This window comes from Streptomyces sp. NBC_00096, from assembly GCF_045041305.1.
In the GTDB taxonomy this organism is placed as follows: Bacteria; Actinomycetota; Actinomycetes; order Streptomycetales; family Streptomycetaceae; genus Streptomyces.
The window spans coordinates 5,267,806-5,285,347 of record NZ_CP108221.1 but is presented as its reverse complement, the minus strand read 5'-3'; the positions used below and the strand labels follow the sequence as shown (position 1 = coordinate 5,285,347).

At 73.8% G+C, this 17,542-nt stretch carries 13 protein-coding genes; 5 read left to right on the top strand and 8 right to left on the bottom strand.

Annotated features, from left to right (window positions below):
- Position 1: 1 nt before the first annotated feature.
- Both OG904_RS23300 and OG904_RS23295 read right to left on the bottom strand, forming a co-directional pair.
- On the bottom strand, positions 2 to 1,441 hold the full coding sequence (locus OG904_RS23300) for a DUF1906 domain-containing protein (protein WP_405493980.1): 1,440 nt from the start codon (positions 1,439 to 1,441) through the stop codon (positions 2 to 4).
- 137 nt (positions 1,442 to 1,578) lie between these two features.
- The gene (locus tag OG904_RS23295; protein ID WP_405493978.1) at positions 1,579 to 2,076 is read right to left on the bottom strand and encodes a MarR family winged helix-turn-helix transcriptional regulator; all 498 of its coding nucleotides are present in this window, start codon (positions 2,074 to 2,076) and stop codon (positions 1,579 to 1,581) included.
- A 96-nt stretch (positions 2,077 to 2,172) separates the two neighbouring features.
- Here OG904_RS23295 and OG904_RS23290 point away from each other — a divergent pair, with 96 nt between their 5' ends.
- Genes OG904_RS23290 through OG904_RS23280 form a run of 3 tightly spaced genes read left to right on the top strand, consistent with a single transcriptional unit; the run spans position 2,173 to position 4,366 of the window.
- Entirely contained in the window at positions 2,173 to 2,637 is a 465-nt protein-coding gene (locus OG904_RS23290) for an SgcJ/EcaC family oxidoreductase (protein WP_405493976.1), read from the top strand.
- A 56-nt stretch (positions 2,638 to 2,693) separates the two neighbouring features.
- Positions 2,694 to 3,425: an SgcJ/EcaC family oxidoreductase gene (locus OG904_RS23285; protein WP_405493974.1), complete on the top strand. Its 732-nt coding sequence runs from the start codon at positions 2,694 to 2,696 to the stop codon at positions 3,423 to 3,425.
- Entirely contained in the window at positions 3,422 to 4,366 is a 945-nt protein-coding gene (locus OG904_RS23280; protein WP_405493972.1) for an SDR family NAD(P)-dependent oxidoreductase, read from the top strand. The genes OG904_RS23285 and OG904_RS23280 overlap by 4 nt, the downstream gene beginning before the upstream one ends.
- A 75-nt stretch (positions 4,367 to 4,441) precedes the next feature.
- On the opposite strand, the gene OG904_RS23275 is transcribed toward OG904_RS23280, so the two are convergent.
- The 3 genes from OG904_RS23275 to OG904_RS23265 form a co-directional block, all read right to left on the bottom strand.
- Positions 4,442 to 5,530 carry a hypothetical protein gene (locus OG904_RS23275; protein WP_405493970.1) on the bottom strand — a complete coding sequence of 363 codons (1,089 nt, stop codon included), beginning with the start codon at positions 5,528 to 5,530 and terminating at the stop codon, positions 4,442 to 4,444.
- Positions 5,527 to 5,751 carry a hypothetical protein gene (locus OG904_RS23270; protein ID WP_405493968.1) on the bottom strand — a complete coding sequence of 75 codons (225 nt, stop codon included), beginning with the start codon at positions 5,749 to 5,751 and terminating at the stop codon, positions 5,527 to 5,529. Before OG904_RS23270 ends, OG904_RS23275 begins: the two co-directional genes overlap by 4 nt.
- A 213-nt stretch (positions 5,752 to 5,964) precedes the next feature.
- Positions 5,965 to 6,666: a hypothetical protein gene (locus OG904_RS23265; protein ID WP_405493966.1), complete on the bottom strand. Its 702-nt coding sequence runs from the start codon at positions 6,664 to 6,666 to the stop codon at positions 5,965 to 5,967.
- A 129-nt stretch (positions 6,667 to 6,795) separates the two neighbouring features.
- Here OG904_RS23265 and OG904_RS23260 point away from each other — a divergent pair, with 129 nt between their 5' ends.
- Positions 6,796 to 10,059 (top strand): AAA family ATPase, encoded by a 3,264-nt coding sequence (locus OG904_RS23260; protein WP_405493964.1) that lies wholly within the window; start codon positions 6,796 to 6,798, stop codon positions 10,057 to 10,059.
- 91 nt (positions 10,060 to 10,150) lie between these two features.
- Here OG904_RS23260 and OG904_RS23255 read toward each other — a convergent pair whose 3' ends face one another.
- Positions 10,151 to 10,513, bottom strand: coding sequence for a winged helix-turn-helix transcriptional regulator (locus OG904_RS23255; RefSeq protein WP_405493962.1), 363 nt, complete (start codon positions 10,511 to 10,513; stop codon positions 10,151 to 10,153).
- A gap of 60 nt (positions 10,514 to 10,573) precedes the next feature.
- Here OG904_RS23255 and OG904_RS23250 point away from each other — a divergent pair, with 60 nt between their 5' ends.
- A complete protein-coding gene (locus OG904_RS23250) occupies positions 10,574 to 11,227 on the top strand; it encodes an NADPH-dependent F420 reductase (RefSeq protein WP_405493960.1) in 654 nt (217 codons plus the stop codon).
- A 306-nt stretch (positions 11,228 to 11,533) separates the two neighbouring features.
- Here the strand turns inward: OG904_RS23250 and OG904_RS23245 are convergent, their stop codons facing one another.
- Positions 11,534 to 12,994 (bottom strand): glutamate synthase subunit beta, encoded by a 1,461-nt coding sequence (locus tag OG904_RS23245; RefSeq protein ID WP_405493958.1) that lies wholly within the window; start codon positions 12,992 to 12,994, stop codon positions 11,534 to 11,536.
- On the bottom strand, positions 12,987 to 17,537 hold the full coding sequence (gene gltB / locus OG904_RS23240) for a glutamate synthase large subunit (RefSeq protein ID WP_405498210.1): 4,551 nt from the start codon (positions 17,535 to 17,537) through the stop codon (positions 12,987 to 12,989). Before gltB ends, OG904_RS23245 begins: the two co-directional genes overlap by 8 nt.
- Between the last annotated feature and the right edge of the window lie 5 nt (positions 17,538 to 17,542).

Below are 17,542 nucleotides of genomic sequence, written 5' to 3'. Positions count from 1 at the left end.
GCTATGCCCGGCCGGCGGCCCCCTGCGTGGCCTTCGGAGCCTTGAGCGGGGCCTGGTTGGGGGCCTTGACGGGCGCCTTGGCCTGGGCCTCAGCCGGTGTTTGGGCCTTGGCCGGGGCCTTCGGGGCCTTCTCCGGGGCCGGGTCGCCGATGTCCAGCCAGCTCCGGTCGATGTTCATCGTCACGTCCCCGTACGTGGCGTCGTGGTCGCCCCGGAACTGGTGGGCCCGGCGCCCCCCGGTCCACTGGCGGGTTCCCTCGGGCAGTCCCATGTCTGCGTCGGCGACCGAGGCCGAGCCGTTCCAGCGGGCCACCCACAGCGCGTCCGGCATGGCCTCCGGGGCCTGGGCGTAGTGGGCGCTCAGCGCCTTGGCCCCGGAGCTCGCCGAGACGTAGGCGGCCGCGCGGTAGCCCAGCTCGTGCAGGCGCACCGTCCAGGCGGTGAGGTAGGCGACGACCGGGGCGTCCCAGGTGGCCCGGTCCGAGTAGTTCTCCAGGTCGTTGTAGAGGACCGCGCCCTCGTCCAGGCCCAGCGCCGCGGCCGCCTGGGCCGCGCCCTCGGCCGCCTCGCTGCCCTGCTCGTTCGCCTCGGAGGGGTCGGTCGACAGCCCCGTCCCGGAGCTGTGCCAGGGCTGGGGGCCGACCCAGATAGGCATCAGGTGCCAGCCCGCCTCCGCCTGCCGGGTCACCCATGCCGCGGTGAGCTGCGGCTGGGCGCAGGCGCGGGCCCGGCCGCCGATGTAGATGCCGACGGCGCCGAAGGGCGAGTTGGCCCGCCAGGCGTTCATGGCCCGCTGCGTGGGGGCGGTGCAGGCGTCGAAGCCCTCGCCGGTGAAGGGCTCCTGGGCGGCGGGGCGGGGGCCGGGGCCGACGGCGACGGCCGGCTCGGCGGGGGCGGGGCCGGGGGCGGCCGGGGGCGTCAGGGCCCGGGCCCTGGTGAGTACCGCGCGTACGGCCTCGGGCGTGGAGGCGTAGGAGACGGTGGCCATCACCCCGGCGCGGCGCAGGGCGTAGCGGATCTCGTTGCTGTCGCCCCGGACCTTGGGGAGGGGGTCGCCCTCGTCCGCTCCGACGGTCGGGATGTCGGCGCGCGGCGGGGCTCCGTCGAAGGGCTCCAGGTGGAGGGTGTCGGCACGGGGGGCGGCGGCACGGGCGGCCCCGCATTCGCCCTGGGTGCCGGCGTGACCGAGGTAGAGGGTGGGCAGATCGAGGCGCAGGCACGCTTCGGGGTTCCGGTCGAGGTCGACGACCCGCCAGCCGGCGGGGACGGTGAGGCGCAGCCCGCGGTAGTCGACGGTGCGGCCGTCTGCGCCGCGCCCGTCGGCACCGCGCCCGTCGGCCGTGGCGCCGTGACCGGCGGGGGCCTGGGCGGTGCCGATCGGGACGGGAGCGAGCAGCGCGGCGCCCAGCAGGCAGCTCAACATCATGTGGGAGGGGAGCATGTGACCCACTGTTACCAGAATGCCCGGGGGTTGACGCAGAGGCACGAGAAGCCGCGGCCACCTGTTGACGGGACGGCCGCACCCGGCCGACGGCCCCCGCCCCGGACCTCGCCCCGAACAGCCCCTCCGGCGACGGCCTAGACCGGCTTCTCCGTCCGGCCCTTGCCCCGCCGCGGCGCGGTGGCGCCGCGGATCTCCTCCGTGGCCGCGCGGAACGCGGGCGCGGCGCGGGCGAAGTAGTCGAAGAGCACGGCCTGCTGCTCCGGGGCGTAGGAGCCGATGACCGCCGCGATGTGCCTGCGGGCCGGGCCGACCACGTCCTCGATCCGGTCCAGCGCGTCCGCCACGGGTTCCACGATGACCCGGCGCCGGTCGCCGGGATCGGCGGCCCGGCGGGCGTAGCCGGCCCGTTCGAGCCGGTCGATGAGCCTGGTCGTGGCGCCCGTGGTCAGCCCGGTGCGCGTGGCGAGTTCGCCGGAGGACAGGCCCCCTTCCAGGGTGATGAGGCTGAGCGCGTACCACTCGGAGGTGTGCAGACCGGCCGCCTCGGCACTGGCCAGACCCTGGAGGCCGACGGCGTCCAGGTACTGCCGGAAGACCGTGTGCGCGTTCGGACCGTCGCCGCCTGTTGCCATTCTCCGGATCCCCTCCTACATTTATATCTGCACGCATGCAGATACTGCGTTGGTTCAGTATCTGCTTCAGTCTAGCCAATTGGGGAGTGGTCCGTCATGCAGTCCACCAGCGAGTCCGTCGCCTCCGTCCAGGCCGTGCTGAACCGGCTCGTCGCCGCCTGGGAGCAGCACGACGCCGAGGCGTACGGCGAGCTGTTCACCGAGGACGCCACCTACATCACCTACGTCGGCACCTTCTACCAGGGGCGCCGCGACATCGTGGAGAGCCACCGCACCCTCTTCGCCGGCTTCCTCAAGGGCACCCGGCTGGCCGACGAGATCCTCGGCATCCGCTTCCACGGGCCCGGCGTGGCCGTGGTGAACGGGCGCGGGGACACCTACAAGGGCAAGCGCCCGGAGAAGCTCAGCAAGATCCAGACGTACACCCTCGTCCGCGACACGGCCCCCGGCGCGGACGGGCGGTGGCGGATCGCGGCCTTCCAGAACACCAAGCGCAAGCCGCTGATGGAGGCCGTGTCCTACCGCTTCGCCCCGGGCCTCGTCCCGGCCGCCGAGCAGTGACCGTGCCCGGCCGACCCGCGCACACCGACACCCGGACGACCTTACGGAGAGCCCGCATGACCACCGACCGGACCACAGACCGGACCGGAGACCGGACCGGAGACCGCAGCGACGACCGGACCGGCGACCGGACCGACCTGGCCGGCGCACCGCCCGCGCCCCCTTCGCGTCGGCGGAACCTGAAGCGCGTCCTCCTCGCCACCGCGCTCACCCTCGGGCTCACGGCCGGCGGCGGCTGCCTGTGGCTCGACTCCACCTCGGAGGTCAAGGCCACCGGCACCGCCGAGTGCACGGCCGTGGCCCCCGCCTCCCCGGGCGCCGGCACCGGCACGGACACCGGCTCCGCCACCCGTGACCGCGACGCCGTCTGCGGCGTACTGGCCTCGCTCGCCCGGGCCTGGGGCGCCGCCGACGCCGACGCGTACGGAGCCCTCTTCACCCCGGACGCCACGTACACGACGTACGTCGGCACCCACTACCAGGGCCGCGGCGACATCACCGAGGCCCACCGGGCCCTCTTCGGCGGCTTCGTCAAGGGAACGAAGCTGGCCGACTCGATCCTGGGCATCCGCTTCCTCGGCCCCGACGCGGCCGTCGTCACCAGCCGCGGGGACACCTACGAGGGCGGGCGGCCGCAGGAGCTGTCGAAGGTCCAGACGTACACGCTGACCCGCGAGGCCGACGGGCGGTGGCGGATCGCCGCCTTCCAGAACACCCGGCGCCAACCGGTCATGGAGAAAGCCTCCTTCCTGCTGTCGCCGGGCACGGTGCCCGGGGCCGAGAGATGAGCGCCCGCACCGCCCTGGTCACCGGGGCCAGTTCGGGCATCGGCCTGGCCTTCGCCCGCGAACTCGCCTCGGCCGGCTACGCGGTGACCGCCGTGGCCCGCGGCGAGGACCGGCTGCGCGCCCTCGTCGGGGAACTGGGCCCCGGCCACCGCCACCTGGTCGCGGACCTCGCCACCCCCGAAGGCCGGGAGCTGGTCGCCGCCGAGCTGGCCCGGCGCCCCGTCGACCTGCTGGTCAACAACGCCGGCACCGCCCACCACGGCCCCTTCACGGCGGCAGGCCCGCAGGAGGCGCTGACCTCCCTGCGCCTGGGCACCGACGCCGTCGTCGTACTGGCGCACGCCTTCCTCTCCGGGGCCCGGCGCGGGGACGCCCTCATCAACGTCTCCTCCACCCTCGCGCACGCCCCGGCCCCGGGCCTCGCCGTCTACAGCGCCGGCAAGGCCTTCGTGACCTCCTTCTCCGAAGCCCTCTGGTACGAGCAACGGCCCCTCGGCGTCCACGTCATGGCCCTCTGCCCCGGCCCGACCTCCACGGAATCGGAACCGGCGCCGGAGCCGCAATCCCGGCGCGGGCCCGGGCCCGGTCCCGAGTCCGCGCCCCGGTCCGCGCCCCAGTCCGCGCCCGAGTCCCGGCCCGTCCCCGACCCCGCGGCCGAGTCCGCGCCCCAGTCCGGGCCCGCGTCCCGGCCCGCGTCCGGGCCCGCCCCAGCCTCCGAGTCCGCCACCGGTTGCGCCCCCGCGCCCGCCCCCGCGCCCCGCCGCCACCAGGACGCCCCGTCGGTCCTGGTCCAGAGCCCGCGGGCGGTGGTGCGGGCCGCCCTGCGCGCCCTGGACCGCCGCAGCGGCCCCACCATCGTGCCCGGGCGGGCGAACTCCCTGTTCGTCCTCGCCACCCGCCTGCTGCCGCGGCGCACGCTCCTGGCGATGCTCAGCCGCTAGTGCGGCCGTTGGCGCGGACGTTGGCACGGCAGCGACCGCGGCCCGGTGGCCGGACCGCCACTCCCGCCGCTCCTGCTACTCCTGCTGCTCCTGGAAGGCGGGCAGGGCGAAGATCCGCTCCTTCCCCGACTCCTCCATGAGCTCCACCAGCGGCAGCACCAGCTCCCACAGGTCCTGCTTGTCGACCTCGCGTACAAGACCTTCGAGCTCGGAGTCGCCCAGCCCGGCGGCGGCGTCGGCCACCACCTTGCGCGCCTCCTCGGGCAGTACGCCGACCAGCGGCAGGAACTCCCCCCACAGCGCGGTCGCCACGACGGCCCGTACGACTCCCGCCAGTACCTCCGGATCCCGCAGGGAGTCCAGCCGGGCCACCGCGAGCCGGTCCTCCTCGCCGAGCAGCGCGACGAGCGGGAGCAGGGACTCCCACAGCCCCTCGGCGTGCGTCACCCGTACGAGCGAGTCGAGTTCGGTCCCGTCGAGGCGGGCGGTGAGCTCGGCGATCCGCAGCCGCTGGTCACCGCCGACCATCGCGGCGACGCCCAGGGCCTCCTCCCAGAGTCCTTCGGCCGCGGCGGCCCGGACCACCGCGGCGAGCCGGTCGTCGCCCATGAGCTCCAGGATGCGGGGCAGCCGCTCGGGCAGGTCCACGTAGAACCCGGCGCGCAGCACTACGGCATCGTCCACCTGCTCCAGGATCCGGCGGAGCACCTGGTCCCGCATGTGCCCGACGAAGCGGCCCATGGTGAGGTGGTCGCGGTTCTCGGCGAGGGTGACGGCGATGCGTACGACGAGCCCCTCGTCGAGCCGGTCGACGATCCCGGAGATCTTCCGGGGGTCGAGGTGTCCGCAGGCCTCGGCGGTGAAGGAGACGGGCAGCTTCGAGATGATGTCGGCGGCGCGGCCCGCCTCCAGCCGGCCGGCCACCCCGGCCGCCAGCCGGGGGCCGAGCGCCTTCTGCGAGATGGCGGCCGCCACCCCGGCGGGCACCAGTTTGGTCGCGGCGGCGATCCGGTCGAGCATCTCGGGCGCGCCGTCGTTCAGCACGCCGCTGACCTGCTCCCGGAACGTCCGTACGTCCTCGTCCGGCAGCCCGCGCAGGAAGCCGAGTTCCCCGGCGTCCGCCCCCACCAGCCGGGCGATCTTCTCCACTTCGGCGCGGCTCACCGGAACAGCACCTTGCGTACGGCACCGCGCACCAGGGCGGGTACCAGCTTGAGCGCTTCCTCCGCTGCCTCGTTCAGGCCGTCGGCCTGGCGCGCCCGCTCCGCTTTCAGCGCCTCGGCGAGCCGCGCGAGCTCCCCCGCGTCCAGCTCCGCGAACGACGCGGGGGGTCGCGCGCCCCCCAACTCCCCGCTCAACCGGCCCATTTCCTCATCTGTACGCACGGGACGACCTCCCACACCAAAGACGACACGACGACGGCTCGCGTCGAGCGTGACGCCGTATTGACTAATAGTCAATACTCGTGGGTAGCCCTGCCGGTGGAAGGAGTGGGCCGCCGGCGGGACGGTGCGCACCCCCACGGTGCACCGCCCCGCCGGCCGTACCGGCGGCCTCCCCTCCGGGCCGCCGACCCGCCGACCGCCCCACCCGGCGGGTCAGCAGCTCTTGGCTCCCGGCGGCGGCTTGAACACCGCGTCCAGCACGCGGTCCGCGGAGACTTCGACCAGGGTCCAGTCCAGCGTGGAGTCCGTGGCCGGCAGGTTCAGGTGCTCCGGAAGTTCGCTCTCCCTGAGCTCCTGCCCCACGTAGAGGACGGACAGCGTGCCGCCGCAGCCCGAGGGCGGCGGGGGCACGCTCCCCCGGACCAGGCCGTCGCCGGGACCCACCGCGAGGGTGAGGGTGTCGAGGGGGGCGTACGTGAATTTGTAGCCGGCCGTGCTCGAGGACTTGGTCATGTCCACCCGGAAGTGACTGAGCTTCACCGGCACCGGTTCGCACGGGCGCTGGGAGTCGTGCAGGCCGAGCCATACGCCGTTGTCCACCATGAAGAGGGCCGAGGAGTCCGAGGGCGCCGGCCGCTCGCTGCTGCGCAGCCCCTTGAGATAGCCGGTCATCCCCTTCGTGTCCAGACCCGACGTGACCGTGCACGGTGTGGTGGGCGCGGTGGACGGTGGCGGGGTGGGAGTGGGCGTGGGGCTCGGGCTCGGCGGGGTGGGGGCGGACGCCGAGGGGGTGGCGGCGGCGGAGGGCGGTGCGGACCTGAGGCTTCCCAGGGCCGACCCCGAGCCGGAACAGCCCGCCAGGACCAGCGCGGGAAGGGTCAGGAACGGAACGGCGAACACACGTAATCGGCGCATCAGGCCTCCACGTCAGGCGCGGCCGGGGTCGCTTTCGATGCTGGCAGCCCGGCTCCGGCAGCGGCATCCGTAGAACCGCCTACGTATCCCCGGGCCCGAATCCGGGTACCGGACATCCGGGGAGGCACCATGACGGACAGGACTCCGCTGGTCGGCCGGGGGGCCGAGCTCGACCGGCTGGACGAAGTGCTCGACGGGACGGCGGGGGGACGCGGCGGGACGGCGGGGGGACCGGGCGGGACGGCGGACGGACGCGGCGGGACACCGGGCGTCGTCGACCTCACGGGTGCGGCGGGCATGGGCAAGAGCCGGCTGCTCACCGAGGTGTGCGGCCGGGCCCGGACCCGCGGTCTGACCGTCCTGCGCGGCCGCGCCACGGAGTACGAACGGCACATCCCCTTCCGCCTGTTCACCGACGCCCTGGCCGACCTGGCCCCCCACCTCCTCCACCCCTGGTCGGCGGAGCCCTCCCTGACCCCGGTCCTCCACGGCACGACCCCGTCCGAGCCCGTGGACCGCTTCGCCGTGCACCGGGCCGTCGCACGGATGCTCGGGGCGCTCGCCGGGAGCGGTGAGGGCGATGGGGGCGATGGGGACGGCGGGAACGCTGGCGGCGGTGGGAACGATGGGGGCGGTGCGAGCGGTCGGAGCGGGCTGCTGATCGCCCTCGACGACCTGCACTGGGCCGACCCGGCCTCCCTCGAGCTCCTCGACCACCTCGTGCGCCACCCCCCGCACGCCCCCGTGACCGTCGTCGTGGCCCGCCGCGACCGCCAGACCTCCCCCTCGCTCGCCGCCGCGCTCACCCGGGGGGTCGACACCGGCGCCGTGCTGCGACTGGACCTCGGGCCCCTCGGCGAGCGGGCCTGCGTGGAGCAGCTCGCCCCGGAGCTGGCGCCCGGCCGTGCCGCCCGGCTGTACGCCGCCAGCGAGGGCAACCCGCTCTACTTCCTGACCCTGCTCCAGGGTCAGGCCGCCGGTCCCGCCGTCCCGGCCGGCGGCCTCACCGCCCTGCTGCTCGACGAGCTGACCCCGCTCACCGCCACGCAGCGGCGTACCGCCGAGGCCGTCGCCGTGCTCGGCGACCACGCCACCGTCCCGCTGCTGGCGCTCACCGCGGCGGCGCCCGACCCCGGGCAGCTCGACGCGGACCTCGGCGTACTGGCCGGCCGGGACTTACTGCGGCCCGGGCCCGGCGGGAGCTGGTCGCTGCGCCATCCGGTGCTGCGGACCGTGGTGCACGAGAACACCGAGCACCGGCGGCGTACGGGCATGCACCGGCGGGCGGCCGCCGCGCTGGCCGGGGCGGGCGCCGCCGCCGCCGTACGGGCCCACCACGTCGAGCGGGCGCTGACCGGCTGGGACCCGGAGGCGGCGACGGTGCTGCTGGAGGCCGCCGGGCAGGCCCGGACCACCGCCCCGGCGAGCTGCGCCCACTGGCTCGGGGCCGTCCTGCGGATCCTCCCGGACACCCCGGAGCACCAGGCGCACCGCCGGGAGCTGCTGCTGCGGCGCGCGCGGGCGCTGAGCGTGTGCGGGGAGCTGCGGGAGAGCCGCAGCCTGCTCTACGCACTGATCGCGCAGGTCGGCTCCGCCGAGGACGGCGGGCTGCGCGCGAGCGCCGTCACCCTGTGCGCCTCGATGGAGCGCCACCTCGGGGAGTACGGGGCCGCGGTCGCGCTGCTGCGCCGCGAGCTGGCCCGCCGGCCCGCCCCGCGCCCGGCCGACGCCCTCGCCCTCGGTCTCGAGCTGGGCTCCTCCGCTCCGCACGCGCTGTCCTACACCGAGGTGCGCGAGGACGTACGGCGCACGTTCGTGCTGGCCCGCCGGCTGGGCAACGGGCCGGCCGAGGCGGGGGCGCTGGCCACCTCCGCGCTCGGGGAGACGTACGGGGGCGATCCGGCCACGGCGCGCAGGCTGGCCGACCGCGCGGCGGCCCGGGTCGACGCACTGACCGGGGCCATGACCCAGGCCCTGTCCGACGAGGAACTCGCCGGACTCGCGGACCTCCCGGAGCCGTTGGCCCGGCTGGCCTGGACGGAGTTCTACCTGGAGCGGTACCCGGACGCGGAGCGGCACGCCGACCGGGGCCTCGCCCTCGCCCGGCGCGTCGGCCCGCTCCACCTCCTGCCGCACCTGCTGCTCTGCAAGGCGATCGTCCACATGAACACCTGCCGGCTGGTGTCGGCGCTGGAGTTCGTGGACGAGGCGGAGAGCATCGCCCGGGGCATCGGCAGCGAGGAACTCCTCGCCCTGGTCCTCGCGAACAAGGCGCAGGTGCTGCTCGCGGCCCTGCCGCCGGGCGACGGCACCCCCCTGGCCGTGGCGGAGGAGGCGGTCGCGCTGTCCGGGGTACGGAGCAGCTGGTGGAACTCCCTGGCCTGGTGCGTGCTGAGTTACGTGGCCCTGCACGGCGGCGACCCCGAGCGGGCCCGCTCCGCGATGCTCCGGGCGGGCGGCGGCCCGGCGCTCACCCACCTCCAGCCGACGATGCGGCCGCTGTTCCTGGAGTCCCTGGTCACCTCGGCCGTCGTCCTCGGCGACCTGGCGGGCGCGCAGGCGTGGGCGGCCCGGGCCGCGGCGGACGCGGATCGCCTCGGCCTGCCGACCCAACGGGCCTCGGCGCTGCGCAGCGCGGGCCAGTTGCTGGCGGCGCGCGGTGAGCCGGGGCCGGCGGCGGATCTGTACGCGCGGGCGGCCGCGGAGGCCGCCCGCTCGGGCGCGGCCCTGTGGGAGTCGCAGGCCCTCCTCATCGGCTCCTCCCTGGCGGCCCAGTCCGGGGACCCCACCACGGCGACGGCCCTGTGGCACCGCGGCCGCCACCTGGCCGATTCGGGCGGCGCCCACCTCCTGACGGGCCTGGCGGACCTCTTCCCCCCACCCCGGCCCACGAACACCCCGGCACCCGCACTGCCCACCACACCCACGGCCCCGCCCACACCCACGGCCCCGTCCACACCCACACCCCCACACACGGCCCCGCACACACCCACACCCCCACACACGGGCCCGTCCACACCCACACCCCCACACACGGCCCCGCACACACCCCCGTACACGGCCCCGTCCGCACCCGTACCCGCCCTCACGGCCCCGTCCGCACCCGTACCCGCCCTCACGGCCCCGTCCGCACCCGCCCCCGTGCACACGGCCGGACCCTCAGGCGCGCCCACCCCCACGCCTGCCCCCACCCCGGGCCCGCTCCCCCACCTCACCCCGCGCGAGCGGCAGATCGCGGTCCTGGTGACCGAGGGCCTCACCACCCCGGCCATCGCGGCGCGGCTCTACCTCAGCCCCCGCACGGTGGACACCCACCTGTCGCACATCTACCGCAAGACGGGCGTCACCACCCGCTCGGCCCTGGCCGCCCTCACGGCCCGCCACCTGCCGTGAGGGCCCGAGGCCCGCGGCCCGAGGCCCGCGGCCCGCCGGACGCCACCCGTCAGCGCGGGGCCAGCCGCGCGGGGCCGTCAGCACAGGGTCATCAGCGCGGGCCCCGGCCGGTGTGCCCGTCCTGGGCCGCCAGGACCTCGTCCCCGTGCTCGAAGGCCCAGACGCCGAACGCCTCGATCGGAGCGAGCAGACTCCGCCCCAGGTCGGTGAGCCGGTAGTCGACCCGGGGCGGCGACTGCGGCTGGACCCGGCGCTCGAGCAGGCCGTTGAACTCCAGCCGCCGCAGCGTCTCGGTCAGGACCTTCGGGCTGATCCCCCCGATGCGCTCGCGCAGCTCGGCGGGGCGCGCGGGCCCGTCGCGCAGCGTCCAAAGCACCACGGGATTCCACGTGTTGGACAGCAGATCGAAGGCGAGGCGGGCCCGGCAGTCGGCGAGGAATACCTGATTCGTCACGTACCACATGGTGCCTGGAGGCCTCCGTAATGTCGTGCCCCAACCGAAAGGGGGCGGTCCATGAGGATCGGTGTTCTGGGTACGGGCAACATGGCGGACGCGCTCACCACGCACTGGGTGAGGGCGGGGCACGAGGTGTTCATAGGGGGCCGGGACGGGGACGGGGCGCGGCGGCTCGCCATCCGTCTGGGCAACGGAACGGGCCACGGCAGTCTGCGCGCGGCGGCCGGGTTCGGTGAGGTCGTGCTGGCCGCGCTGCCGTACGGCGCGGGGGCGGAGGTCGTCGCCACGCTCCGCACCCCCCTGGCGGGGCGGGTGCTGCTCGACTGCGCCAATCCGGTCGGCCCCGGCTTCCGCCTGCTGACCGGCGACGGCCCCTCGGCGGCCCGGCGGCTGGCCGCGGCGGCTCCGGGCGCGCACGTGGTGAAGGCGTTCAACCTCTGCCACGAAGACGTGTGGCGCATGGACCCGCCGGTCTTCGACGGCCGTCCGCTGGCCGTCCCGGTCTGCGGCGACGACGCGACGGCGCTCGGTCTCGCCCACACCCTGGTATGGGACACGGGCTGCGTCCCGCTGTCCGCGGGCGGCCTGGACCGCGCCGGCCTCCTGGAGGCAACGGCCGCCCTGTTCATCGGCCTGTGGGTGGACCAAGGGGCCGACGCCCAGTCCATCGCCCCACCCCTGCCCTTCGCCACGGGCCCCACCCCCCACTAGGCCCCGTACACGCCACCGCGCCCGCCACCCCTGGTCGGGGACGTGGCGGGCGCGGTGTCGGAGTGCCGTACTTCGTTGTACGGACCGTATGAGGGGTCCCGGCGGGCCGGGGGTACTGCGAGACCTCAAGCCACCACCCGACGGCCGGAGGCCGGCGCAGCCGGGCGAAGCCCGGGAGGCCGCCTGCGGCCGAGCGGTGCGAGCACGGCGTCCAGAAGGAGTCGTGGCGGGCGTGGTGTCAGAATTCCGTACGCCGTTGTACGGACCGTGTGAGGGGTCCCGGCCGGGGCCGGGGGTACTGCGGGGTTACACGGTGATGGAGCGGTCCGTCGGCTTGACCGGGTACGGGAGGGCGCTGGTGCCGGTCAGGAAGCGGTCCACGCCGCGGGCGGCCGAGCGGCCTTCCGCGATGGCCCAGACGATCAGCGACTGGCCGCGGCCGGCGTCGCCGGCGACGAAGACGCCGTCGACGTTGGTCGCGTAGGAGGCGTCGCGCTCGATGTTGCCGCGGGCGTCCATCGCCAGGCCGAACTGCGCCGTCAGGCCGTTCTCCTGGTCGGTGCCGGTGAAGCCCATCGCCAGGGTGACCAGCTGCGCGGGGAGGACGCGCTCGGTGCCGGGCTTCTGGACGAGCTTGCCGTCCTCGAAGGCGACCTCGACCAGGTGGAGGGCCTGGACGTTGCCGTCCTCGTCGCCCTCGAAGTGGGTGGTGGAGACGGAGTAGATCCGCTCGCCGCCCTCCTCGTGGGCCGAGGTGACCTTGTACAGCATGGGGAACGTCGGCCAGGGCTGGCCGGCGGGCCGGTCCTCGGAGGGACGCGGCATGATCTCCAGCTGCGTGACCGAGGCCGCGCCCTGGCGGTGGGCGGTGCCCACGCAGTCCGCGCCGGTGTCGCCGCCGCCGATGACGACCACGTGCTTGCCCTCGGCGGTGATGGGGGGCGCCATGAAGTCGCCCTCCTGCACCTTGTTCGCGAGGGGGAGGTACTCCATCGCGAAGTGGATGCCCTTGAGGTCGCGGCCCGGGACCGGCAGGTCGCGGGAGACGGTGGCGCCCGCCGCGATGACCACCGCGTCGAAGCGCTTGCGCAGGTCGGTCGCGGTGATGTCGCGGCCGACCTCGACACCGGTACGGAACTTGGTGCCCTCCGCGCGCATCTGCTCGATGCGGCGGTTGATGTGCACCTTCTCCATCTTGAACTCGGGGATGCCGTAGCGCAGCAGGCCGCCGACGCGGTCGGCGCGCTCGTACACCACCACGGTGTGCCCGGCCCGGGTCAGCTGCTGGGCCGCGGCCAGACCCGCCGGGCCGGAGCCGATGACGGCGGCCGTCTTGCCGGAGAGGCGCTCGGGCGCCTGCGGGGTGACGTCGCCGTTGTCCCAGGCCTTGTCGATGATGGAGACTTCGACGTTCTTGATCGTGACGGCCGGCTGGTTGATGCCCAGCACACAGGCGGACTCGCACGGCGCCGGGCACAGCCGCCCGGTGAACTCCGGGAAGTTGTTCGTCGCGTGCAGGCGCTCGGAAGCGGCGGTCCAGTCCTCGCGGTACGCGAAGTCGTTCCACTCCGGGATCAGGTTCCCGAGCGGACACCCGTTGTGGCAGAACGGGATGCCGCAGTCCATGCAGCGGCCGGCCTGCTTGCTGATGATCGGGAGCAGCGAGCCCGGAACGTAGACCTCGCTCCAGTCCTGGAGGCGCTCGGCCACGGGACGGGTGCAGGCGGTCTCGCGCGGGGTGGTGAGGAAGCCCTTCGGGTCAGCCATTGGTCGCCGCCTCCATCATCTTCTCGGTGGTCTCGGACTCCGAGAGTCCGGCCAGCTCGGCGGCGTCCTTGGCGGCGAGCACTGCCTTGTACGTGGTCGGGATGATCTTGCTGAAGCGGGCCGCCGAGGCGGTCCAGTCAGCCAGGAGCTTCGCGGCCACGGTCGAGCCGGTCTCCTCCTCGTGGCGGCGCACCACATCGTGCAGCCACTGGGAGTCGGCGTCGGAGAGGGTTTCCACCGCGCCCGCGTTGCCGACGTTGACGTTGTGCACGTCGAGGTCGATGACGTACGCGACGCCGCCCGACATGCCGGCCGCGAAGTTGCGGCCCGTCTCGCCGAGGACGACCGCGGTGCCGCCGGTCATGTACTCGCAGCCGTGGTCGCCCACGCCTTCCGAGACGACCAGGGCGCCGGAGTTGCGGACGCAGAAGCGCTCGCCGGTGCGGCCGCGCAGGAACAGCTCGCCGCCGGTGGCGCCGTAGCCGATCGTGTTGCCCGCGATGGTCGAGTACTCGGCCAGGTGCTCGGCGCCGCGGTCGGGACGGACCACGACGCGGCCGCCGGAGAGGCCCTTGCCGACGTAGTCGTTGGCGTCGCCCTCCAGGCGCAGGGTCACACCCCGCGGCAGGAAGGCGCCGAAGGACTGGCCGGCGCTGCCGGTGAAGGTCAGGTCGATGGTGTTGTCGGGCAGGCCCGCACCGCCGAACCTCTTGGTGACCTCGTGGCCGAGCATGGTGCCGACGGTCCGGTTGATGTTGCGGATCGAGACCTGGGCGCGGACGGGCTGGGCGCTCTCGGCGGAGTCGGCGTTCAGCGCCTCGGCGGCGAGCTCGATGAGCTCGTTGTCGAGGGCCTTCTCCAGACCGTGGTCCTGCTCGATCAGGGCGTGGCGGACCGCGCCCTCGGGCAGCTCCGGCACGTAGAAGAGCGGCTCCAGGTCGAGACCCTGCGCCTTCCAGTGCGTGACGGCCTTGCTGGTGTCGAGGAGCTCGGCGTGGCCGACGGCCTCCTCGATCGTGCGGAAGCCCAGCTCGGCGAGGAGCTCGCGCACCTCCTCCGCGATGAACTCGAAGAAGTTGACGACGAACTCGGGCTTGCCCGAGAAGCGGTCGCGCAGGACCGGGTTCTGCGTGGCGATGCCGACCGGGCAGGTGTCCAGGTGGCAGACGCGCATCATGACGCAGCCGGAGACGACGAGCGGCGCGGTCGCGAAACCGAACTCCTCGGCGCCGAGCAGCGCGGCGATGATGACGTCGCGGCCGGTCTTGAGCTGGCCGTCGGTCTGGACCACGATGCGGTCGCGCAGCCCGTTGAGCAGCAGGGTCTGCTGGGTCTCGGCGAGGCCGAGCTCCCAGGGACCGCCCGCGTGCTTCAGCGAGGTGAGCGGGGAGGCACCCGTACCGCCGTCGTGGCCGGAGATGAGGACGACGTCCGCGTGGGCCTTGGAGACACCGGCGGCGACCGTACCCACGCCGACCTCGGACACGAGCTTCACGTGGATGCGCGCGGCCGGGTTGGCGTTCTTGAGGTCGTGGATCAGCTGAGCCAGGTCCTCGATCGAGTAGATGTCGTGGTGCGGCGGCGGGGAGATCAGGCCGACGCCCGGGGTGGAGTGCCGGGTCTTGGCGACCCACGGGTAGACCTTGTGGCCGGGCAGCTGGCCGCCCTCGCCGGGCTTGGCACCCTGCGCCATCTTGATCTGGATGTCGTCCGCGTTGACCAGGTACTCGCTCGTGACACCGAAGCGGCCGGAGGCGACCTGCTTGATGGAGGAGCGGCGCGCCGGGTCGTACAGGCGGTCCGGGTCCTCGCCGCCCTCACCGGTGTTGGACTTGGCGCCCAGCTGGTTCATGGCGATGGCGAGGGTCTCGTGCGCCTCCTTGGAGATGGAGCCGTACGACATGGCGCCGGTGGAGAAGCGCTTGACGATGTCGGCGACCGACTCGACCTCGTCGATGGAGATCGACGGCCGGGCCCCGGTCTCGTCGGTCCGGAACCCGAAGAGCCCGCGGAGCGTCATCAGGCGCTCGGACTGCTCGTTCACCCGGTCGGTGTACTGCTTGAAGATGTCGTACCGGCGGTTGCGGGTGGCGTGCTGGAGGCGGAAGACCGTGTCCGGGTCGAACAGGTGCGGCTCGCCCTCGCGGCGCCACTGGTATTCCCCGCCGATCTCCAGCGCGCGGTGCGTGGCCGCGATGCCGGAGGCCGGGTACGCCTTGGTGTGGCGCGCGGCCACCTCCTTGGCGATGACGTCCAGGCCGGCGCCGCCGATCTTGGTGGCGGTGCCCTGGAAGTACGCGGCGACGAACTCCTCGTTCAGGCCGACGGCTTCGAAGACCTGGGCGCCGCGGTAGGAGGCGACCGTGGAGATGCCCATCTTGGACATGACCTTCAGGACGCCCTTGCCGAGCGCGTAGATCAGGTTCTTGATGGCCTGCTCCGGCTCCAGGCCGGACAGGAAGGTACCGGCGCGCAGCAGGTCCTCGACGGACTCCATGGCGAGGTACGGGTTGACCGCGGCCGCGCCGTAGCCGATGAGCAGCGCGACGTGGTGGACCTCGCGGACGTCACCGGCCTCGACCAGCAGACCCACCTGGGTGCGCTGCTTGGTGGCGATGAGGTGGTGGTGCACGGCGGAGGTGAGCAGCAGCGACGGGATCGGCGCGTGCTCGGCGTCGGAGTGACGGTCCGAGAGGACGATCAGGTGCGCGCCGTTCTCGATGGCCGCGTCGACCTCGCCGCGGATCTCCGCCAGGCGGGCGGCCAGCGCCTCGCCGCCGCCCGAGACCCGGTACAGGCCCGAGAGGGTGGCGGCCTTCATGCCCGGCATGTCGCCGTCGGCGTTGACGTGTATCAGCTTGGCGAGCTCGTCGTTGTCGATCACCGGGAACGGCAGCGTGACGCTGCGGCAGGACGCGGCGGTCGGCTCCAGCAGGTTGCCCTGCGGGCCGAGCGAGGACAGCAGCGAGGTGACGAGCTCCTCGCGGATGGCGTCCAGCGGCGGGTTGGTGACCTGCGCGAAGAGCTGGGTGAAGTAGTCGAAGAGCAGCCGGGGGCGCTCGGACAGGGCCGCGATCGGGGAGTCCGTGCCCATGGAGCCGAGCGGCTCGCCGGCCGTACGGGCCATCGGCGCGAGGATGACGCGCAGCTCTTCCTCGGTGTAGCCGAAGGTCTGCTGGCGGCGGGTGACCGAGGCGTGGGTGTGGACGATGTGCTCGCGCTCGGGGAGGTCCTCGAGCTCGATCTCGCCGGTCGCCAGCCATTCGGCGTACGGGTGCTCGGCGGCCAGCGAGTCCTTGATCTCGTCGTCCTCGATGATCCGCTTCTGGGCGGTGTCGACGAGGAACATCTTGCCGGGCTGGAGGCGGCCCTTGCGGACGACCTTGGCCGGGTCGATGTCCAGGACGCCGACCTCGGAGGAGAGCACGACGAAGTCGTCGTCGGTGACCCAGTAGCGGCCGGGGCGCAGACCGTTGCGGTCGAGAACGGCGCCGACCTGGGTGCCGTCGGTGAAGGTGACGCAGGCGGGGCCGTCCCACGGCTCCATCTGCGTGGAGTGGTACTTGTAGAACGCGCGGCGGGCCGGCGCCATGGAGGTGTGGTTCTCCCACGCCTCCGGGATCATCATCAGCACGCTGTGCGGGAGCGAACGGCCGCCGAGGTGGAGCAGCTCCAGGACCTCGTCGAAGGAGGCCGAGTCGGAGGCGTCCGGGGTACAGATCGGGAAGATCCGCTCCAGTGCGCCCTCGCCGAAGAGGCCGGACGCCAGCTGGGACTCGCGGGCCTTCATCCAGTTCCGGTTGCCCTTGACCGTGTTGATCTCGCCGTTGTGCGCGACGAAGCGGTACGGGTGGGCGAGCGGCCAGGACGGGAAGGTGTTCGTCGAGAACCGGGAGTGGACCAGCGCGATCGCGGAGGCGAAGCGGCGGTCGGAGAGGTCCGGGAAGAAGGGCTCCAGCTGGCCGGTGGTCAGCATGCCCTTGTAGACCAGGGTGCGGGCGGAGAGCGACGGGAAGTAGACCCCGGTCTCGCGCTCGGCGCGCTTGCGCAGCACGAAGGCCTTGCGGTCCAGCTCGATGCCCGACGTCCCGTTGGAGACGAACAGCTGCGAGAAGGCCGGCATGGTGGCGCGGGCGCCGTTGCCGAGCAGGTCCGGGGTGACCGGGACCTCGCGCCAGCCGAGGACCGTGAGGTTCTCCTCGGCGGCGATGGCCTCGATCTGCTCCACGGCGACGGCCTGTGCGGTGCCGTCGGCGGGGAGGAAGGCGATGCCGACGGCGTACGCGCCGGCCTCGGGAAGGTCGAATCCGGCGACCTCGCGCAGGAACGCGTCCGGTACCTGGGAAAGGATGCCGGCGCCGTCGCCCGAGTCGGGCTCGGAGCCGGTGGCGCCGCGGTGCTCGAGGTTCCGCAATACGGTCAGCGCCTGCTCGACCAGCGTGTGGCTGGCCTCGCCGGTGAGGTTGGCCACAAAGCCGACGCCGCAGGCGTCGTGCTCGTTGCGCGGGTCGTACATGCCCTGCTGGGCGGGGCGACCGTCCATGGGCG